Origin of the sequence: Rosistilla carotiformis (assembly GCF_007753095.1) — a bacterium.
Lineage (GTDB): Bacteria > Planctomycetota > Planctomycetia > Pirellulales > Pirellulaceae > Rosistilla > Rosistilla carotiformis.
The window spans coordinates 5,988,628-6,007,314 of record NZ_CP036348.1; the positions used below are offsets into that span (position 1 = coordinate 5,988,628).

14 protein-coding genes are annotated in these 18,687 nt (G+C 59.5%); 10 read left to right on the forward strand and 4 right to left on the reverse strand.

The features are described from left to right. Positions 1 to 8 precede the first annotated feature (8 nt). Positions 9 to 3,875, forward strand: coding sequence for a hypothetical protein (locus Poly24_RS21710; RefSeq protein WP_145100575.1), 3,867 nt, complete (start codon positions 9 to 11; stop codon positions 3,873 to 3,875). Between the two features lie 52 nt (positions 3,876 to 3,927). Here the strand turns inward: Poly24_RS21710 and Poly24_RS21715 are convergent, their stop codons facing one another. The 3 genes from Poly24_RS21715 to Poly24_RS21725 all read right to left on the reverse strand — a co-directional run bounded on the left by Poly24_RS21715 (position 3,928) and on the right by Poly24_RS21725 (position 6,721). Further along, positions 3,928 to 4,629, reverse strand: coding sequence for an AIM24 family protein (locus Poly24_RS21715; RefSeq protein WP_145100577.1), 702 nt, complete (start codon positions 4,627 to 4,629; stop codon positions 3,928 to 3,930). 84 nt (positions 4,630 to 4,713) lie between these two features. After that, positions 4,714 to 5,655: a sugar phosphate isomerase/epimerase family protein gene (locus Poly24_RS21720; protein ID WP_145100579.1), complete on the reverse strand. Its 942-nt coding sequence runs from the start codon at positions 5,653 to 5,655 to the stop codon at positions 4,714 to 4,716. Between the two features lie 34 nt (positions 5,656 to 5,689). Then, the gene (locus tag Poly24_RS21725) at positions 5,690 to 6,721 is read right to left on the reverse strand and encodes a Gfo/Idh/MocA family protein (RefSeq protein ID WP_145100581.1); all 1,032 of its coding nucleotides are present in this window, start codon (positions 6,719 to 6,721) and stop codon (positions 5,690 to 5,692) included. An 857-nt stretch (positions 6,722 to 7,578) separates the two neighbouring features. Here Poly24_RS21725 and Poly24_RS21730 point away from each other — a divergent pair. The 9 genes from Poly24_RS21730 to Poly24_RS21770 all read left to right on the forward strand — a co-directional run bounded on the left by Poly24_RS21730 (position 7,579) and on the right by Poly24_RS21770 (position 17,534). Further along, positions 7,579 to 7,980 (forward strand): thioredoxin family protein, encoded by a 402-nt coding sequence (locus Poly24_RS21730; protein ID WP_145100583.1) that lies wholly within the window; start codon positions 7,579 to 7,581, stop codon positions 7,978 to 7,980. A gap of 275 nt (positions 7,981 to 8,255) precedes the next feature. Further along, the gene (locus Poly24_RS21735; RefSeq protein WP_145100585.1) at positions 8,256 to 10,043 is read left to right on the forward strand and encodes an ABC transporter permease; all 1,788 of its coding nucleotides are present in this window, start codon (positions 8,256 to 8,258) and stop codon (positions 10,041 to 10,043) included. A gap of 154 nt (positions 10,044 to 10,197) precedes the next feature. After that, positions 10,198 to 10,920 carry a J domain-containing protein gene (locus Poly24_RS21740; protein WP_145100587.1) on the forward strand — a complete coding sequence of 241 codons (723 nt, stop codon included), beginning with the start codon at positions 10,198 to 10,200 and terminating at the stop codon, positions 10,918 to 10,920. 141 nt (positions 10,921 to 11,061) lie between these two features. Further along, positions 11,062 to 12,612, forward strand: coding sequence for an Hsp70 family protein (locus Poly24_RS21745; RefSeq protein WP_197452085.1), 1,551 nt, complete (start codon positions 11,062 to 11,064; stop codon positions 12,610 to 12,612). A gap of 6 nt (positions 12,613 to 12,618) precedes the next feature. Next, positions 12,619 to 13,425 (forward strand): FHA domain-containing protein, encoded by an 807-nt coding sequence (locus Poly24_RS21750; RefSeq protein WP_145100592.1) that lies wholly within the window; start codon positions 12,619 to 12,621, stop codon positions 13,423 to 13,425. Between the two features lie 86 nt (positions 13,426 to 13,511). Continuing rightward, positions 13,512 to 14,276, forward strand: coding sequence for an NIPSNAP family protein (locus Poly24_RS21755; protein ID WP_145100595.1), 765 nt, complete (start codon positions 13,512 to 13,514; stop codon positions 14,274 to 14,276). 6 nt (positions 14,277 to 14,282) lie between these two features. Beyond that, positions 14,283 to 15,635: a hypothetical protein gene (locus tag Poly24_RS21760; RefSeq protein ID WP_145100598.1), complete on the forward strand. Its 1,353-nt coding sequence runs from the start codon at positions 14,283 to 14,285 to the stop codon at positions 15,633 to 15,635. Positions 15,636 to 15,699: 64 nt separating this feature from the next. After that, positions 15,700 to 16,839 (forward strand): quinolinate synthase NadA, encoded by a 1,140-nt coding sequence (gene nadA / locus Poly24_RS21765; protein WP_197452086.1) that lies wholly within the window; start codon positions 15,700 to 15,702, stop codon positions 16,837 to 16,839. Further along, positions 16,797 to 17,534, forward strand: a complete 738-nt coding sequence (locus tag Poly24_RS21770) for an NAD(P)H-hydrate epimerase (RefSeq protein ID WP_145100605.1) — start codon at positions 16,797 to 16,799, stop codon at positions 17,532 to 17,534. The genes nadA and Poly24_RS21770 overlap by 43 nt, the downstream gene beginning before the upstream one ends. On the opposite strand, the gene Poly24_RS21775 is transcribed toward Poly24_RS21770, so the two are convergent. After that, the gene (locus tag Poly24_RS21775; RefSeq protein WP_145100610.1) at positions 17,520 to 18,455 is read right to left on the reverse strand and encodes a dihydrodipicolinate synthase family protein; all 936 of its coding nucleotides are present in this window, start codon (positions 18,453 to 18,455) and stop codon (positions 17,520 to 17,522) included. The two genes, Poly24_RS21770 and Poly24_RS21775, sit on opposite strands and share 15 nt — an antisense overlap. Positions 18,456 to 18,687 lie beyond the last annotated feature (232 nt).

The following is an 18,687-nucleotide window of genomic DNA, read 5'->3' on the forward strand; positions in this document are numbered from 1 at the left end:
CGCTCACGATGCACGGACAAGGACGTCCGCTTCGATTGGCTCGGCGATTTCGATCGTTCGCGATTTGCGGAACGATCGCCTGGTTGTTCGCTGCGCTCCCAACAACGCTCCATTCGCAAGAACAGGAACTGCGGCTGCGCGTCCATTGGCAAACCGCGGCCCTGGAGCGCACCGGCCTCTCGATCGAAATCGACAAGGGCAACCTGAGCCGACTGCGGAACCTTTCCCTCGATGCGGGATCGACGGGTGGATTGGATCTGTCCCCCGACGGCAAACGGATCTCCGTCTACTCACGGACCGCTTCGCTGCGAGGTGGACTCGAATTCGTTGCCCAGGGGGATAACGATGCGGTCCTAACGTTGCAGGAATCGGCAAACGCCTCCTCTCCCGCGGCCTCGGCCTCGGCCAAGCCCGCGACAACCGTGAACCTCGCGGCGCTGATCGCTCAACCGCAATCGATTGAACTCTCCGGCGGCCGGATCCAATTGGTGATCGACCGCGCCCCTGGCGATCGATTGCGCGTGCAATGGGACCGCGAGAACCTGATCTTCCAACCCGGCGAGCGCGTCCCATTGACGATCGTTCCCAATGCGACCGGATTGCTCCCCAATCAAAAGCTACGGCTGACGATGACGCTCACCAAAGCGCGTTCATCCAAAACGATCAGCCAACAAGAATGGCAAGTCGCTACCGATGCCGATGGCAGGATTGCTGCGGTCGATGCCGGGCCGTTGACGATCCCCGACGCCGAAGCCGCCTACGCGATCCACGTGCGCCTCGCATCGGAACGACGCTACCTAACGCTGGAAGTCCCTTGGACTCAAGAGACCGATACGATCGAACGCAGCGTCCAGTTTGTCGTGCTCAGCGAAACCCAACCGACCGAAGACCTGCGTCCATTTATTGAAGTGGCCCGCATCGAACCGACCAAACGCCAATGGTGGAATCCAGTTTGGATGCCCGACCGCTTGCTTCCGGGCAAGCTTGTCCCCGATGCCATTCCTTCGATTGTGCCTGCGCGGCAGCAACCGCTCAGCAGCGAACCGCTGACCCACCAGGCCTGGCAAGATGGATTGGTCTCCGAATTGCAACCGCGCGGCTGGCAATCCTATCCGCTGCAAATCAAAGATCCGGGCAAACCTCATGTGTTGGTGGTCCGCTACCCCAACGATCGCCCAATGCGTTTGGGCGTCAGTGTGATGGAGCCCAATGCCAGTGGCAAAGTGATCCCGCTGGGGGTCGACACCGGCGTCGCCGTGCTCCCCAAAGCACTCGCCGCCCCACCGGAACTGCTAGAACATCGGATCGTCTTTTGGCCCAAGACCCGCCAACCGATGGTCTTGCTGACAAACTTCGATTCTTCCAAGCCGGCATGGTTTGCCAACCTGAGCATTGCAGCAGGCCCCGAGACGCTAGCGTCCGAAGACGATCTCGCGGTCAACAGCAACGATCCGGCGAACCCGCATCGCTTGGCCGCCCTGTATTTGGACAAGCCAGTGCTTGCCGACACCTTCGGCTGCACACGAGCGATCGACGCCGATGGCGTCACCTTGATCGATGACTGGCAAACGTTTCTCGAAGCGGGCCAACGGTTGGTTCAATACGTCAAATGGGCCGGCTTTAATGGCGCAATCGTCACGGTCAACGCCGAAGGTGCCGCGCTCTACCCGACCGAAACGATGTCGGCAACCGCCCGCCACGATATGGGAATCTTCTCGTCGACGGGAATCGACCCAAACAAAAAGGATGTTCTGGAACTGTTGCTGCGAATGTTCGATCGCGCCGGCCTGAAACTGGTCCCCGCCGTCGAACTCGCCACTCCATTGACCCAACTGGAACGAGCGCTTCGCGATCCGCAAACATCACGGGGAATCGAACCGATCAATGCGGCAGGGCACCGATACGTCGACATCTCCGAATCCGAACACGGATTGGCACCGTACTACAACCCGTTAGACCAACGTGTCCAGAAAGCGATCACCGCCGTGATTGCCGAACTGGAAACCCGCTACGGCAAACACCCGGCGATGCACGGGGTGGGAGTCCACCTAGGCGGCAAGACGTTCATGCAATTGCCCGGAATCGACTGGGGTGTCGACCAGCACACGCTGGATGAATTTCGCGGCACGCTGTCATCGGCGCCGGTTGGCAGCAATCAAATGATCGGCTGGATCGAAGGAGAAGGGCACGGCGCCTTCCTTGACTGGCGAGGCCGACAATTGGCGGGCCTGTTCGCCGCGATGTCCCAAGCGGCCGGCAAACGGCCTCTTCTCTTGCTGACGGCTGACTGGATGTCCGACACCACCGATGGCAACACCGATCCCCAACGCCGTTCGCTGGATGCGGGCATCGACTGGGAATCGATCGGTGGCGCTGAGAACGTGATCCCCATGCGATTGCATCGCTCGCAACCCTTGGCCGACCATGCCCGACAAAGCGTCGACGCGGCGCTCTCGCAAGACACGCTGTGGGACAACCACTTGGCCGCCCTGCCCGCATCGGGAGCGTTGCTGATGCGACCGCCGACCGATGTCCGACTGGGGGCCTTCGAATCGCAAAGCCCTTGGGGCGCGGAGAACACCCAAGCCTGGCTGTTTGCCCACGGCGTGCCTTCGAGCGACGATGGCAAGCGGGCTCTTGCACAGATCCTGATGCCTGCGGACGCCAACGTTTTGGCGGTTGGCGGATGGACCACGCCGCGGGGAAGTGAAGCGGCATCGCGCGAGTTCCTGAGGTGCTTTCGTGCCTTGCCCCCCGGACGCTTTGAATCGGTCCCAGCCGAACGCCCCGAGGCGGCCCAACTGGCGATCGTCCGGCGTCTCCGCACCCCCAACGCATTCCACCTTTACGCACTGAACCCCGCCCCTTGGATGGTTCAGGTCAAAATCGAATTGAACAATCCCGATGCGGCTCCGATCCATCCGTTGGGTGCGGAATCGGACAACCTCCCCGCGACGCGAACGCTCACGCAAACGCTGCTGCCGGGACAAATCATCGCCTACCGGATCGATTCTCCCAAGGCGGAGATCGCCGCTTGGAATGTCGAGATCCCCGGATTGCCAGCGCTTCGCGACCATCTCGGATTGCAATTGCAACGCCTGACACAAACCGTTGGCACCCTAGGTCAGCCCAAACCGTACCAAGGGCTTCCCAACCAGAACTTCGAACAGCCCGTCGTCAACCGCAGCGATATTCCAGGTTGGTTGTCGGCTCAGCATCCCCCCGGCTGCGTCCAACTGGCGTCCGAAGCGGGCGTGCTGGGAAGCCAAGCCGTTCAATTGACAAACAATGGCGAAACGAATGCCAAAACCTGGCTGTTGAGCAATCCTTTTGATGCCCCCGCGTCGGGCCGATTAGCGGTTCACGCCCGCGTTCGTCGCGACATGAAAACCGAAAACGTACGCCTGCGATTGTCGCTCGAAGGCCGCTACCGCGATCGTTCGATCCGTCGCAGCACCGTGATCGGTGAGGAACCGGCCACGGCAACCAGCAGTGATTGGTCGAACATGCCGTTCCGACTCGAAGTCACCGACCTGCCGGTCGAAGGACTCGAAGAGCTTCGGATCGCGTTTGATCTCGCCAGCCCGGGCAAAGTTTGGATCGACGACGTCATGCTGTACGATCAATTCCTGACGAGCGAAGAACGCAAGGAACTGCAAAGCCGGGTGTTTGTCGCCGTCGAACGGATGCGAGGCGGCGACCTTTCGGCCTGCGGACGCTTGCTCGATTCCTATTGGGGGCGTCACGTCTTGGGCCTGCCAGACGAACCGATCGCGACCAAGGACGTTCCAGGACCCGTCGAAGCATCGATCGAATCGGCCCCCGGCATCGCCGAACGTTTTCGGCAATGGTTGCCATCGCCGATCTGGCGTTAGGGTTCGCGGAGGCCGCCCGATTGGTGGGCACCGCCGCTGCCGGACGACGTGATCAGCTGCCGCCGTGCTGGAAGTAAACCTCTTCGTAGGGCTGCACGACAACAAAGCCGTTGCCACGAAACATCAACTGGACCGATTCGCCCGAACCGCGTCCGAAGAACGTCTTCAATTGCAGGTCGGTCTTCAATTCCGGTTCGAGATTTCCCGACCACAGGACCGTCGCGTTGGGATCGGTCGTAACCGGTTGAGACGGCGTTACGGGAAGCGTCATCGGGTCGTAATGACTAGTGATCGCCACCATCCCGGTCCCCTCCAAGCGGATGTTGAACAGCCCGCCAGCCAATACCGACGTCATTCGCTTCATCATCTTGATGTCGTATTTCAGCGACATTTCAAACGCCAACAGATCGTTTCCGTTGACGCAGATCGCATTGTTATGCAACTGAAGGATCGTAATTTTCTTCCCCGCATCGGCGCAGAACACCGAACCATTCCCAGAGGCCTTCGTCAGCGAAGTCCCTTCGCCCGAGACCGCCTTCTTCAGCAGGTTGCCGATCCCACGGGAAAGGATCCCCTCCCGCTCAAACGTCACCTGGCCGGTGTACGCCACCATCGCCCCCATCTTGATCCAAACCTCGCCATCGAGATTGATGTCGAGCATCCGATCCGATTCCAGTTCGAACAGCCCTTGCTTCCGATCGCGATCCCGAGTCTTCTCTAAAAAGGCTTCTAGGGTGTAACGGCTTTCTGTCATGACAGACCTCCATGATCCGGTAAAACAATCAGTGATGGCGAAGCGAGGGAACGACCTCAAACGGCACGTCGCCAAACGGCAACGTTAAAGCGCCAAATCGGTCCGCATCTGCTCGACATAGCGGCGGCATTCGGCAGGCACGTCGCCCGGTTCTTCGTATTCGAGCACGACAAAGCCACGATAGTTGGCATCGGTGAGGATCTTTTTCAACCGCGGAAAGTTCATCGGTTGCGGGTTGCCATCGACATCTTTCACAACCACCTTGACCTGCACATTGACCGCATACTTTGCGACGTCTTCCATCTGCTCGTAGGGTTCGCCACCGAAACGGAAGTTGCCGGTATCGAGGTTCACGCCCAACCAAGGGCTATCGACGTCGCGAACCAATTTCAACAACCCTTCCGATGATGCGGTGACGCCTCCATGGTTCTCCAATGCCAAATAGATCCCATACTTGGCGGCGTAATCACACGACTGCTGGATCCCTTCGACCATTAAATCGTGGGTCTTCTCCGGCGAATCTCCTTTCTGACCGTGCCCCGCAAAAATCCGGATCATCGGCGCGTGCAACACGGCGGCGTGATCGATCCAGCGTCGCACGTGGGCCAATTCACGCTGGCGGGCTTCGCCTTCGCTGCGGCCAAAATCATTGCGGATCGCCGTCCCCGATACCGCCAGCCCTTGGCGGAAACAATGGGCTCGCAAGCCGATCAAATACGCATCGGTCGGTTCTTCGGGCATGTAGTAGCTGGTCAGCTCCACCCCATCCAATTGCATCTTGGCACATTCGTCGATGAAACCCAGCAAGTCCATCGCGGGGGGAACATCCCCTTTGCCCTGCAGCAGCGAACGGTAGCTGTAAGCGGCCAATGAAAACTTGAACTTTGGCCCCTCCCGCCCTGGGATCACTTCGGCCGCCGACGCGATCCGCGGCGCAAGACCGGCGACCGCCGATGCGGCAATCGCAGAGGTGAGGACTTGGCGGCGCGACAAAAGAGGCAAAACAGGCGTGGGTGAGGAGTGCATGCGGTCGGCTTCCTATGGCTGGCGTCGGGAGAGTTTAAATCGGAGGTGTGGGATTGAAGAGTTCGGTCAGGCAGATGCGTTGCCCCGTTTCGGCGCTCTGGCTGGCTAAACGAATCACCTGTAGAGCGTAATAAGCGTCCTGCAGGTTTGCCATCTTCCGCACCAAACTGGTGACACTGCGATGGAATTGAATCAACAACTGTTCCCCCACGGGGAGCTCGGTCTCGAGCGATTCCACATGTCGGCCGGCATCGTCGAACCAGACCAGCGTGCTGGGCAGATCGATGAACGCGAGCCCATGCTCGCAACAGATCTGCATGTCCGCGCTGGGGCGGAATCCAATCGCTTCGTGCCAGCTGGACGGAACGTATTGGCCGACGGAAATCTGAGCGCAGACAGCCTCCGGCCCCGTTCCAAACCGCATACTCAATTGACGATACGTCTCCTGCCCCGGCCCGCCATAAATCGTCGAATTCAAATGCGTTGGATTGTCGGCGACGACATAGCGACACCAGTCGACGATCTCCACCAGCTCGCGCGTCGTCCGCTCTTGATGCTGGGGAACGTCCGAAACCAGGTTGTTTGATGTCGGATCGGAATGCCGCAGGCGACGATGGCAAAACAGCAACTGAGGCTTGCCCAACTTGGTCGCCAAAAGCTCTTTCAATCGCAGCGTCGCCGGCGCGTAGCGGCGGGGGAATTCCGCCATGAACGCGATCCCCGATTTGTCGACCTGTTCTTTCAGTTCGGCCGCCCGCTGGGCATCGATATTCAAATCGCTGGCCCAGTAGACCGCCTTGCCCGCTTCGCAAGCAGCGACCAGCGGCAACCAGCCCTGCCAACTGCTATCGAGCACGATCACCGCATCGATGTCCGAGCGATGGATCAGGGCCCGGTAGCCATCCATCGTTTCGGCTTCAAAATCGCGTGCCGCTTGAGCAGCAAGATGCGCCACCGGCGCGTAGATCGCTCGGACCTGAAAGCGATCGCGCATCATCATCAACGCAGGTCGATGCCGATGTTGCCAAGCGGGGCCAAGTCCAATAACGCCAACTCGAAGTCGCATAGACCAATCGCGGAATGCGGGAGGAGAAATGAGAAGCGGATCAAAGCGGTTTAATGTACAGGAATCTGCGTTCCCACGTTGCCTGCAAATCTCAGATCCAACGAATTGCCAGTTATACCCTTTGCGCGGCAGGGTGTCACCGCTGCCTGAATTCGCCTCCGAACCGACATCTCGCTCCCGATCATCGGAGCGCATCGGCTTCCGATGGCAGCGCCACGACCAGCCAAGCCCCATCTGCCGCCCGACGAACAGCCCCGCCCCACCGTAAACACCGATCCGCTGCCAGCCCTGCCGCCTGGAGCGGACGCTGTGAAAAGGTTGTGTTCCGGACGCTCAAGCTCCGTTGGACTGCCGCCTCACGCCACCGAACAAGCCCAAAGCTCGCAGCGGCCCCCCATCAGGACGGGCGATTCCGGTTCGTCGTCCGACATCCATCCCGCCATTTGGGCGAGGTCTGACGTCGCATCCCCGGTGCAAAATTTGAAGTGCTAGCCAGGAACGCAGCTTCGAAAAAGCTAAAGAATTGTGAAGATCCGATGGGCTAAACCACCCAATTTAACGCATTTTGCAAGCTTTTCGGCGTTTCGTTTTTCCGAAAGCGAATCGGTTTCGTGGTTGTCAAGGTCAACCCGAAGCCTACAATCGCCCGCTCAGCGTGAGTTCGCCAGATGGCCTCTCTTGTCCAAAGCCCCCCCGACCGACTGAAGTCATGGGGCCCACGGAGGTTGCCTTGAATTGGGTGCGGCGCTTGCGATTTCCTTTTTTTAGGGAGATACCGGACGTGACATTGATTGGGTGGATGCGTATCGACCTACTCGTTCGGCCTTGTTCAAACCCAGGATTATGGGGGAATTCGAATGTTTTCAGTGCTACTGACTGCTCTACTCTCGGTGGTTGCTTCTGAGGAAACAACCAATCCCAGCTACGCCAGCGCTTACCGGTGTGCACAAGAAGAGGGAAAGCCGTTGATGGTAGTCGTAGGTGCCGATTGGTGTCCCGCGTGTGTGAATCTCAAGCAAAGTACGATCGAATCGTTGAAGCAGGCGGGAGATTTGGAAGGTGTCGAAATGGCGATCGTCAATCGTGACGTGGAGCCTGGTTTAGCCGGAAAATTGATGCGCGGCCCGATGATGCCCCAGATCATTGTCTTTTCCAAAGGCAATGCAGGATCATGGACTCGCGTTCAGTTGACTGGATTCCAAACCCGGGATTCGCTGAAGTCACTGATCAAAAGAGCGGTTCGCAACTCGGGAACCTAATAGGTTCCCCAAGCGGTGTTTCTCTTCGAGAGACAACGTTGCCAAACCGTTTCATTTGTTGATCGATATGACATCGTCAGCATTGTTTGCAAACATTTTCTGTCCCATGGTCCGCCTGCAAGTACTGGACGACTTGCGGCGGCTTTCTCTTTGGGAATCGGCGGTGCCAAGCGAGCTGGAATCGGCATTGAACTAAACCGACGGTCATTGCGTAAGAAGCCGACCGATCCCGGTGTTTTTTAAGTTTTCATTGCCCGTAACGGACCACTCCTCCAATGGCTTCGGTTTTCGCTTTGATCCCGCTACAACAAATTTCCTGGCTGAGCTCGTGGTTGACTCCGATCTGGATCCTGGCCGTCGGCATGTTGCTTGGCCTGGTGGCGACCGCCGCGGTCTATCTGGTTTTGGCCGGATTGTCGCGCATTCCGGCCCTGGGGAACCTGGCCGAAGATAGCCGCAAAGCGACCTTTGTCGCGGCGGGAATCGCGATCGTCGTCGCCGCGTTGGGAATCTTAAAAACCGTGGTCTTCGCCGACGCCCCTGAAATCACCGTCGCGGGAGATGAAAGCGCAACCGCCGCCCACCGCGCGTACTTGATCCTGCCGATGATCGGATTGGGAGTGATCGTTGGCTGGGGTTTGGTGTATGGCGTCTGGCAACGCACGATTCGCGAGATCTTCCAGATCGCCCGCGAAGGCATCACCGGATACCTGTTGCTTGCCCTGACCGGCTTTATCGTGCTTGGCCTCGCCACGACAACGCTGATCTCCGATCGCGACAAGATCCTCAGCTCGATGCCCGCGGTGCTCGAGAGCGATCGCTGGGAGACCACGATCACTTTGGATCCCGCGCCGGCCGATGCACCAGCGGATCAATCGCCGTTTCAACGCCACGATCTGATCCAATACGATCCGGAATCGGTTTCCGAAGTTGTGATCGTTTCGGATCGCACGATCATGATCGCCGACGCCGAATCTCCCGACAACTTTACGATGAGCCCCCAGCGTTTCGAATCGGACGACCCGGTCGTATGGCGCCGTGGCAAAGCCAATCCGTTGATCCGATCGGTGTTGCCGTTGCCGCTGGATCCGACCAATGGCGTCTACTTCCAAAACCGCGAAGTCGATCCGGCGACGGTTAAGATCGCGATCGTCACCAAACCCGCCGCCCCTGAAGCACTGACGATTTGGGTCACCGCGTTTATCGTGCTGCTGTTGATGACGGCGATGATCACGATCCGACAAGCGGCCCCGCAAATCAGCGCGATCGCCTTGGCGACGGCCAAAAGCGAACTCGCACAGCCGTTGTACATCACGCTCCTGCTGATCGGCTTTGCCGCCATCGTGCTCTTCATCTGGGTGCCGTTCCACACCTTGGGCGAAGACATCAAAGTTCTCAAGGATTCAGGGATGACGCTGATCATGATCTTCAGCATCATCCAAGCGGTCTGGTCGTCGGGCACCAGTGTTTCCGAAGAGATCGAAGGCCGCACCGCGTTGACCGTGCTCAGCAAACCGGTCAGCCGACAATCGTTCATGATCGGCAAGTACCTGGGCATCATGTGGACGATCCTGTTGATGTTCGTCATCCTGGGGCTGCTGTTGATGGTCGTCACCGCATACAAACCGATTTACGATTCGCGTGAGAACACAACCGAGATGCCCCCATGGCAAACCTGCCATTTGGAAATGGTGACCACCGCGCCGGGGCTGTGCTTGTTGTTCATGGAAACCACGTTGATCGCTGGAATCAGCGTCGCGATTGCCACGCGTTTGCCCGTGATCGCCAACTTTGTGATCTGTTTTACGATCTACGTGATCGGAAACATCACGTCGCCCATTGTCAGGGCCTCGGCCGAGGACAACGAACTGGTCAGGTTTGTCGGCCGCTTGATCGCCGTCATTTTCCCGAACCTGAACACGTTTAACGTTCAGGCAGCCGTCGACGCGGGGAACCCGATTCCACCGATCTATCTCGCCGGTGCGTTCACCTACCTGGCATGCTTCATGGTGGTCGTGCTGGTCGTCTCGCTGCTTCTGTTCGAAGACCGCGACTTGGCCTAATCGTTCGCGCAACGCCCCACTCCGCGAGAGCACCCTCTCGCGGTGGCAGGCCTTCGCCCACCCCACCCCTTTGAAGGGGCGGGCGACTGGATGATAATCGCGTCAAGTATGTCGCAGACGCGTTTCGTCGGCGCGGGCAGGCTTTACGAGAAACATGTTCGATCCGTTGCACCATTGGATTGGGATTCCTCCCCAGGAACAACCACCAACTCACTACCGATTGCTAGGCGTCGCACCGTTTGAAACGGACGTCCAGGCTATCGATGCAGCCTACGAACAACGGATGACCTACCTGCACGGTTGTTCCAATGGCGAGCATGCCGAACTCGCCGAAAAGTGGATGAATTGTGTCTCCGCCGCCCGGCTGACATTGATCCACCCCGAGAAACGGGCCAGCTACGACGCCACGCTGCGGCGATCAATCGCCCAGCCCGCCACCGCGTCGATCCCGACTCCGCCCGCCAGCCCGGCACCTGCAACCGCTGCAGTTCGCCCCATTCTGGCTCCGCCACCGCGTCCGATTCGCCCTAACCTGCCCCCTCCAATCCGCAGCCCCCAGCCGGCCAACCCGTTCAATGCTTTGAGCCCCCGTGCGGCGACCGACGGCAGGAATTTTGTCGTCCATACGTCGGCCAACGACGGCCGCAGCGGAGGCCTCTTGTCCCGTAAGCCCTCGCTGCGGAACTGGATCCTTGCCGGCTTCTCGCTGCTTGTCAGCGGACTGTTGTTGGGGATCGGCGCGTTGGTGCTGGCCCTGATGAACCCTGGGGTCCCTCCCCCAACACCCCCGTCGGGCCGACCGACCGCAGATTCCGCGCTATCGCCAACGCCCCCCTCCGCAGACGGTGCCGTATCGAACCACGGCGCGTCAAACTAGAAAAAGTGCCTTCGGTCGCCAAGCCCGCCTTGCTACAATGGGCCCAACGCGGGATACCAATTCGAGGGTTTGCCGCCAGGCTCCGCTGATCCCCTTCCCCCCCTCCCTGAACTCGGCTCACGCCTTCCACAAAGTGCCAACGTGAACGACAAACCATCCACGATCGTCGGCATCGACCTAGGGACGACCTTCAGCGTGGTCGCTTACCTGGACGCCTCGGGGATTCCTCGCACGGTAACCAATGCCGAAGGGGACCTCACCACGCCTAGCGTCGTGCTGTTCGACGAGAACGAATTTGTCGTTGGCAAAGAAGCGGCCAAAGCAGCGGCCCTGTTCCCCGACAAGGTTGCAGAGTTTGCCAAGCGTGAGATGGGCAAGCCGCTGTTCTCCAAGACATTTCAAGGGCAATCGTTCCCTCCCGAAGTGATTCAGTCGTTGATCTTGGAAAAATTGAAGCGGGACGCGTCGGAGAAGTTGGGCCCGATCAAGCAGGCCGTGATCACGGTCCCCGCATACTTCAACGAACCCAAACGCCGAGCCACCCAAGACGCCGGGCGGTTGGCCGGACTGGACGTGCTGGCGGTGATCAACGAACCGACCGCCGCAGCGATCGCATTTGGCGTTTCCGAAGGCTTCCTGAACTCTCAAGGCGAATCGCAACGGACCGAAACGATCCTGGTCTATGATCTCGGCGGCGGCACGTTTGATGTGTCGGTGATGCGGATCGACGGGAAACATTACGAGGTGCTTGCCACCGATGGCAACGTGATGCTGGGCGGCATCGACTGGGACATGTGTTTGGCGAAACACTTGGTCGATCGATTTGCCGACGAACATCTGATCGATCCCTGCCAAGATCCCAAAGCGATGTCGCGGTTCATGCGTGAAGCGGAAGAGGCCAAACGGACGTTGAGCGCTCGATCGCAAGCCAACGTGTTGATTGAATTCGCCGGCTCGGTGATGCTGACCACCGTCACCCGCGGAGAGTTCGACGACCTGACGGCCCATCTGCTTGAACGCACCCGGTTCACCATCAACAAGGTGCTCAAGGATGCCGGGATCGGCTGGAGCGATATCACGCGCGTCCTGCTGGTCGGCGGATCGACGCGGATGCCACAGGTCGGGCAGATGCTGCAACAGCAGAGCGGACGCGTCGCCGATCGGTCGCTTTCGGCCGACGAAGCGGTTGCACACGGTGCGGCGCTGTATGGCAAGATCCTGCATGCACAGCAGACCGATGAACCGCAGACAGTTCGGGTCACCAACGTGAATTCGCATTCGCTGGGTGTGCTGGGGATCGAAAAAACGACCGGCCGACACCGCAACCGCGTGATGATTCCACGCAACTCTCCCCTTCCCTCCACCCACACCGCTCAATTTGAAACCCATACCGCCGGCCAGCCCAACGTGGCGGTCCAGGTGATCGAAGGGGGAGACAGCAGCGGACAAAACTCGACGCCGATTGGCAAATGTGTCGTCCATGACTTGCCGCCGGGACTGCCTGCCGGCACGCCCGTCTTGGTGAAATTCCAGTACAACGCCGACGGAATGCTTGGCGTCGCTGCGAACCTTCCAACGGTGGGCCTCACCGCTCAACTGAGGATTCAACGCAAAAGCGGCCTCTCGGATTCTGCGCTGATCGATTGGAACGACAAGATGAAAGAGATCTACAGCGCCCTCGATTTGGACTGATCCGAAGTGTCGGTTGAACTCTCGTTAGACAATGGCACGCGGCACGTTTTCGCACAAGGCGAGATCATCATCGGCTGCGCCGCCAACTGCAACTTCATCGTCCCGCCGATCGACGGCATCCACGATCAACATGCGGTGATCCGACGCATCGCAAACCGTTGGTTGATCGAAAGCTGCGGCCCGTGGACGCTGACGCTTGGACAGACCGCGACCGACACGAGGCACTGGATTCATCCTGGCGACCAGATCGATCTGGCACTACGTGGGCCGACACTCCATTTTCGCGCCGCCCCGCCCCAATTGCTTGCCGCCGACCGCGATGCCTATTTGCAAAGGCAACCACAACCCACCGTGCCGCATTCGCCCCCGCCGCGCGAACGACAGAACCGGCCGCAGCGCCCCAGCGAATCCCCCGCTCCACAACCACCCCTTTTGAACTGGGCGTTCCAGCCAGACGGGTCCGCAACGCAAACGCTTCCTGAAAATTCCCAGTCAGAATCCACATCGATCCCCGTCGACACGGCGGATGCGACGTCGGATTTTAATCTCCCGGGACCCACCACACCGGGGCCCCGCACCACGACGCGTCGCCGACGTCGATCACCGGGGATCGGCGGCGTGATGGCCGAAATGCTCAAGACCGTTTTGGGAGCACTTGTGGGAATCGTATGCGCTTATGTCGTCATGTGCCACTTCTTACCCAATTCGGCGTTGCTCAAAGCGATCGCCCCCCAACTGCCACCAAACCTACAACCCGAAATGATTCGCGGCGATGAAATCCCGGCATCACCGAAGGGCGATCCGACCGATTGATCTTGTGTTATCATGGGGGGCTGGCACCTGCACCCGGCAGGCCATCCCCCCTTGCTAATAATCCGTTTGCTGGAGTAATTCACAAGATGATTCGCACTCTCGTTTCCTTTCTCATCATGGGTGTCATGATGCCCCAAGCATTCGCCGTCGAAGGCAAGCAGTATTTCGAACTCCGCGAATACAAACTGAAGAGCGACGCCGATCCGACGTTGTTGGACGCGTATTTGTCCGACGCATTGCTGCCCGCTTTGAACCGGATGGGAATCGAAACCGTGGGGCTTTTCAAAACCGATACCAGCACCGAACAGGAGTCGCGTTTCGTTCTGATCCCGCTCGCGAGCGCCGGCCAAGTTGCCGAAATCCCAGCCACGCTGGCTAACGACGATGCGTATGCCAAAGCGGCTGCCGATTACAACAAAACCGAACCGTCGACACCGATCATCGATCGAGTTCGCAGCGAACTGTTGATCGCCTTCGACGTGATGCCGAAACTGAACGTGCCCGAAATTTGCAAAACGAAACAGCAACGAATCTTCGAACTTCGTACCTACGAAAGCGCCACCGAACATCGCGGCGATCTGAAAGTGGAGATGTTCAATTCGGGTGAGGTTCCGATTTTCTTGGACTGTGGAATCCAACCGATCTTCTTTGGCCAAGCTCTCGTCGGCGACCGGATTCCCAACCTGACGTACATGACCGTTTATCCGAACCAAGAGGCCAAGGATGAAGGCTGGAAAAAATTCCGTGTTCATCCCGACTGGAAAGTCTTGAGCAAGAAGGAACGTTATGCCAACACCGTTAGCACGATCCACAAATGGAACCTGTTACCGCTGCCCGCAAGCCAGTTGTAACATCCGATGAACGCAGCGGAAGCGTCGCCGCTGCAACGTCTGGCCCAGGCCGATGCCCTGCATCTGCCGGGCGGACGATTTACGCTGGGCTGGCCCGACGCAAGTCGCGCCGCGGTGGCGGACCGGATCGGCGATTCGATCCACTGGATTCCCACCGACGTCGACTGGCGGCGTCCGCTTTTTACGGTCGTCAGTTCGCGACTGGGCCGACATCTTCATCGGCGCCGCGATTGGTTCGCTTTGCTGCGTCAAGCGATCGCATCGACGAAGCGTGAATCGGCAACGCTCCTGATCAGTCACCGAACCGCGGCGGCCCCGTGGACCCAACGGGGTGCGAGACGCTTCGATTGCCCATCGGTTTCCATTTGCGTGAGCCCGTGGGACGAGGGCTTCGATGCTTGGTTATCGCGGATTCGCAAACATCCCCCCACCGACCAGATCGCGATCTCGCCACCGATCGATTCGCCCGTCGCCAACCGCAACGCACCGCGTCAGGATGCGGCGGCGATCTTCCTGGCCGACCGGATCTTCGCGCCCCATGTCGCCCGCGGCGGGAACATCGATCGCTTGCTGATCCAGCGGCTCTCCGATCGTCGTTGGAATCCGGAGAGTGTTTGGATCGCTATCGATCACGAAAATCGACCGCCCACGCCGCTGATCGATTACGGCGCTATCGGCTGGATGCCCCCCCACGCAGCGCACGTGAGCGCAGTCGACGAAATCAAGGTGCCAAAGCAAAACCACAGCACGCTGGAGCAGTTGTTGTCGCAACGGGATGAATCCGCCACAGCCGACCGTTGGCCCTACCTGATCCATTGCACGCGCGAGCGCGTCGGGGCGTGGCCCGATCAAAGCGACGAAGACTATTTCGATGAATTGCTGACGGGACGTAGCGCTCCCGATCCAGGTCCGCTGGGGACGCTGCGGCGGATTCTGCAAACGCAGCGACTGTTGGCGACCGATCGGCTGACACGTGGTGGCCAGCGGGTCACTTGTTTCTCGGCGCGGCCGCTTCCCGCTTTGTTACGCAGCCGCGTTTTCCGAGCGCATTTAGGCCGCTGGGACTACGAACCGTTTGGGATCGCGATTCGCCGCCGCGTCCTCCAATCGCGTGGCGGTCGCCCGGTGATTTACGGTGACGACAGCGACTTCGATAGCCTGGAGTCGACCGAGCGGGCTTTTTTCCAGAACCGCGGCACGACGCACGACTGGACTGCGGAGCAGGAATGGCGGATCGCGGGGGACGTTTCCCTTGCCGAGATCTCTGCCAACGATGCGTTTGTGTTTGTCGCGTCCTCTTCGGATGCAGACCGGATCGCGGCGTACAGCCGATGGCCGATCGCGGTCGTTGGCGTATAATGCCGATGGAATAGATCGCCAACCTAGCAACGGTGTTGGCTCAACATAATTAGAGGTGTATCTCGTGTCTGTATCGATCCAGCCTTCGGAGGCGTTGCCGCTGAAGCCTTACAAATCGCTTTCCAACACCGAACTGTCCCAACGTATCGACGCGGTGCGTCAACAATTGGGCGATTCGCTGCTGATCCTGGGGCATCATTACCAACAGGACGAAGTGATCGAGCACAGCGATCTGCGCGGCGACAGTTATCAGTTGAGCCAGATGGCGGCCGAGAGCCCCGCATGCAAGACGATCGTTTTTTGCGGCGTCCACTTCATGGCCGAAACCGCCGACATCTTGGCCAACCGCCCGGAGAAGCTGGCGCAGCGCGACGGGCAACGGGTGCAAGTGATCCTGCCCGACCTGGCCGCCGGTTGCTCGATGGCCGACATGGCGGCGATCGACCAAGTCGAAACGGCTTGGGCCGACATGGGCGAGGTCATCGATACCGATTCGGTAATCCCGGTCACCTACATCAATAGCGCCGCCAGCTTGAAAGCGTTTTGCGGAAAACATGGCGGCATCGTCTGCACCAGCAGCAACGCCCGAGCCGTGTTGGAGTGGGCGTTCGAACGCGGCCAACGCGTCTTCTTCTTCCCCGATCAACATCTCGGTCGCAACACCGCCCTGACGATGGACATCACCAACGATCAGATGCCTGTCTGGGATCCGTACGAACAGGAGCTTGGCGGCAATGACGAACAAGCGATCCGCGACAGCCGTGTGATCCTGTGGAAGGGGCACTGCAGCGTCCACCAGATGTTCCGCCCCGAACATGTCGATGCGTTCCGCAAGAACCACCCCGGGATCAAGATTTTGGTCCACCCCGAATGCCCGCAAAACGTCAACGACCTGGCCGATGTTTCGGGCAGCACGGGCAAGATCATCAACACGGTCAAGGCCAGCCCACCGGGAACCAAGTGGGCGATCGGAACCGAACTGCATTTGGTGAATCGATTGAAGCAGGAACATCCGGAACAGGAGATCCATTTCCTGTCGCCGGTGATCTGCATGTGCGCGACGATGTACCGCATCGATCTGGCCCACCTTTGCTGGTGCCTGGAGAATTTGGTCGCGCAAGAGAATGTGAATGTGATCGAAGTCGATGAGGAGACCTCACGATGGTCCTTGGTAGCACTGGAACGCATGTTGGCGATCAAGTAACGGCAGCCGCATTGCGGCCGTTGACGCGGGCGGAGGTTCGATCGATCGATGAGATCGCGATCGGAGAATACGGAATGCCCGGGATCTGCCTAATGGAGAATGCCGGACGTGGCGCGGCGGAACAGATCGTTGCGCACACTCCCGCCAACGAGATCGCGATCCTATGCGGCGGCGGCAATAACGGCGGCGATGGTTTTGTGATCGCCCGGCACCTGGAACTGATGGGACGTCGACCGCATGTGTTCCTGCTGGCCGATCCTGGAAAGTTGGCGGGAGATGCGTTGACCAATTGGCAAATCGCGATGGCCGGTAAGATTGCCTGCGAGGTTGTCGATGAACGTTCGCTGCCGAGCCTGCAGCGCAAGCTGGCCGATGCGGCGTGCATCGTCGACGCGATGTTAGGGACCGGCGCCAGCGGAGACCCTCGCGGCGCGATCGCCCTGGCGATTCAAGCGGCCAACGCCGCCAAAGCGTTTCGCGTGGCGATCGATCTTCCCAGCGGACTCGATTGCGACACCGGCAGCCCTGGGAATCCCTGTTTTCGCGCCGACCTGACCTGCACCTTTGTCGCCGAGAAGATAGGCTTCGACGCCGCCGGCGCACGGGAGTTCACCGGCACGATCCGCGTCGTTCCGATCGGCGCTCCGGCCGACTTAATGAACCGCTACGCGGCCTCCGAATCAAACGGAGGCTAAGCCCCACGTCGCCAGCTGGGCCAGCACGCTTTCGGTCGCCTTCCACTGCTCATTGGTCGGCGGTGCAAAGAGTTCGGTCGTGTGGTGCTCGCAGATTCCCAGCAAACCGAGGGCCATCTTCAGGCCAAGGATTACCGAACCGATCGTTTCGGGTTGACCGTACAACCGCCCCAACACATCGGCTTGTTTTTGCAAACGGTTCAACGCCACCACGTCCTCTTCCACCGCGGCAAGATAGAGGCTGTGCAGCAGCGATGGGCAGACGTTCGCGCCACCGGCGACGCCCCCGGTCCCTCCGGCGGCAATCGCCTGCGCCAACAGATGTTCGGGGCCGATCAAACGGCACCATTCCGGACGCCGTTCGATCGCGAGATCGCAGTACTGACGGAAGGCATCCATATCGCCGGCACTATCTTTGAATCCTGCGATGTTCGGTTCGTCGGCCAACCGCTGCAGCGTGCGGATCGAGATCGATTGATGCACGCAGGCGGGCATGTTGTAAACGACCAACGGCAACGGGCTACGTCGCGCCAACCGGACCAGATGCCCCGATTGCTGGTCCTCGGGGACCGGGAAATAGTAGGGCAAGGTGGAAACGATTGCGGCGGCACCACAGTCGGCAGCGTGTTCGGCGAGCCCGATGGAATCTTCCAGCGATGGGCTGCTGACACCGACCAGCACCGGAACGCGATCGTGGACTTGCGAACAGGCCCGTTCGATCCATTCGCACTGCAATTTGAATGGCAGCGCGGGGCCTTCGCCACAGGTTCCCAACAGGAACACACCCGCCACCCCGCCGGCAATCACATGCTCGACCAAATTGCTGACACCCTGGTAGTGCAAGCTGTCGGGAGCGGTCAGTGGGGTCACCAACGGTGGCACGATGCCGCTCAAAGGACCGGGGAAACGCGACGAATTCATGCAAGGCACTCCGCTGTGGCAAACGACTGCGCGTGGCTGGGGCAATGGCGTTCGATAGCAAGAACGCCCCAAACGTCCCCCTCAGGGGTGAACAAACGCAACCTGCGCGTTTGTCGATGTCCTGAGTATATGCCTCGGGGTCGGCGAACTGTATGCAAAGCCTTTGAAATTCGATCTCTTTCAGGCCCGCCCGCTCGGATCGTTCGCGATGGGCAAGATGACGGGGACGGTT

Coding starts and splice junctions, on each gene's coding strand:
- Poly24_RS21735 (WP_145100585.1), top strand. CDS start 8,256: ATGGCTTCGGTTTTCGCTTTGATCCCGCTACAACAAATTTCCTGGCTG.
- Poly24_RS21770 (WP_145100605.1), top strand. CDS start 16,797: ATGGTCCTTGGTAGCACTGGAACGCATGTTGGCGATCAAGTAACGGCA.
- Poly24_RS21760 (WP_145100598.1), top strand. CDS start 14,283: ATGAACGCAGCGGAAGCGTCGCCGCTGCAACGTCTGGCCCAGGCCGAT.
- Poly24_RS21725 (WP_145100581.1), bottom strand. CDS start 6,721: ATGCGACTTCGAGTTGGCGTTATTGGACTTGGCCCCGCTTGGCAACAT.
- Poly24_RS21720 (WP_145100579.1), bottom strand. CDS start 5,655: ATGCACTCCTCACCCACGCCTGTTTTGCCTCTTTTGTCGCGCCGCCAA.
- Poly24_RS21715 (WP_145100577.1), bottom strand. CDS start 4,629: ATGACAGAAAGCCGTTACACCCTAGAAGCCTTTTTAGAGAAGACTCGG.
- Poly24_RS21730 (WP_145100583.1), top strand. CDS start 7,579: ATGTTTTCAGTGCTACTGACTGCTCTACTCTCGGTGGTTGCTTCTGAG.
- Poly24_RS21775 (WP_145100610.1), bottom strand. CDS start 18,455: ATGAATTCGTCGCGTTTCCCCGGTCCTTTGAGCGGCATCGTGCCACCG.
- Poly24_RS21710 (WP_145100575.1), top strand. CDS start 9: ATGCACGGACAAGGACGTCCGCTTCGATTGGCTCGGCGATTTCGATCG.
- Poly24_RS21755 (WP_145100595.1), top strand. CDS start 13,512: ATGATTCGCACTCTCGTTTCCTTTCTCATCATGGGTGTCATGATGCCC.
- Poly24_RS21740 (WP_145100587.1), top strand. CDS start 10,198: ATGTTCGATCCGTTGCACCATTGGATTGGGATTCCTCCCCAGGAACAA.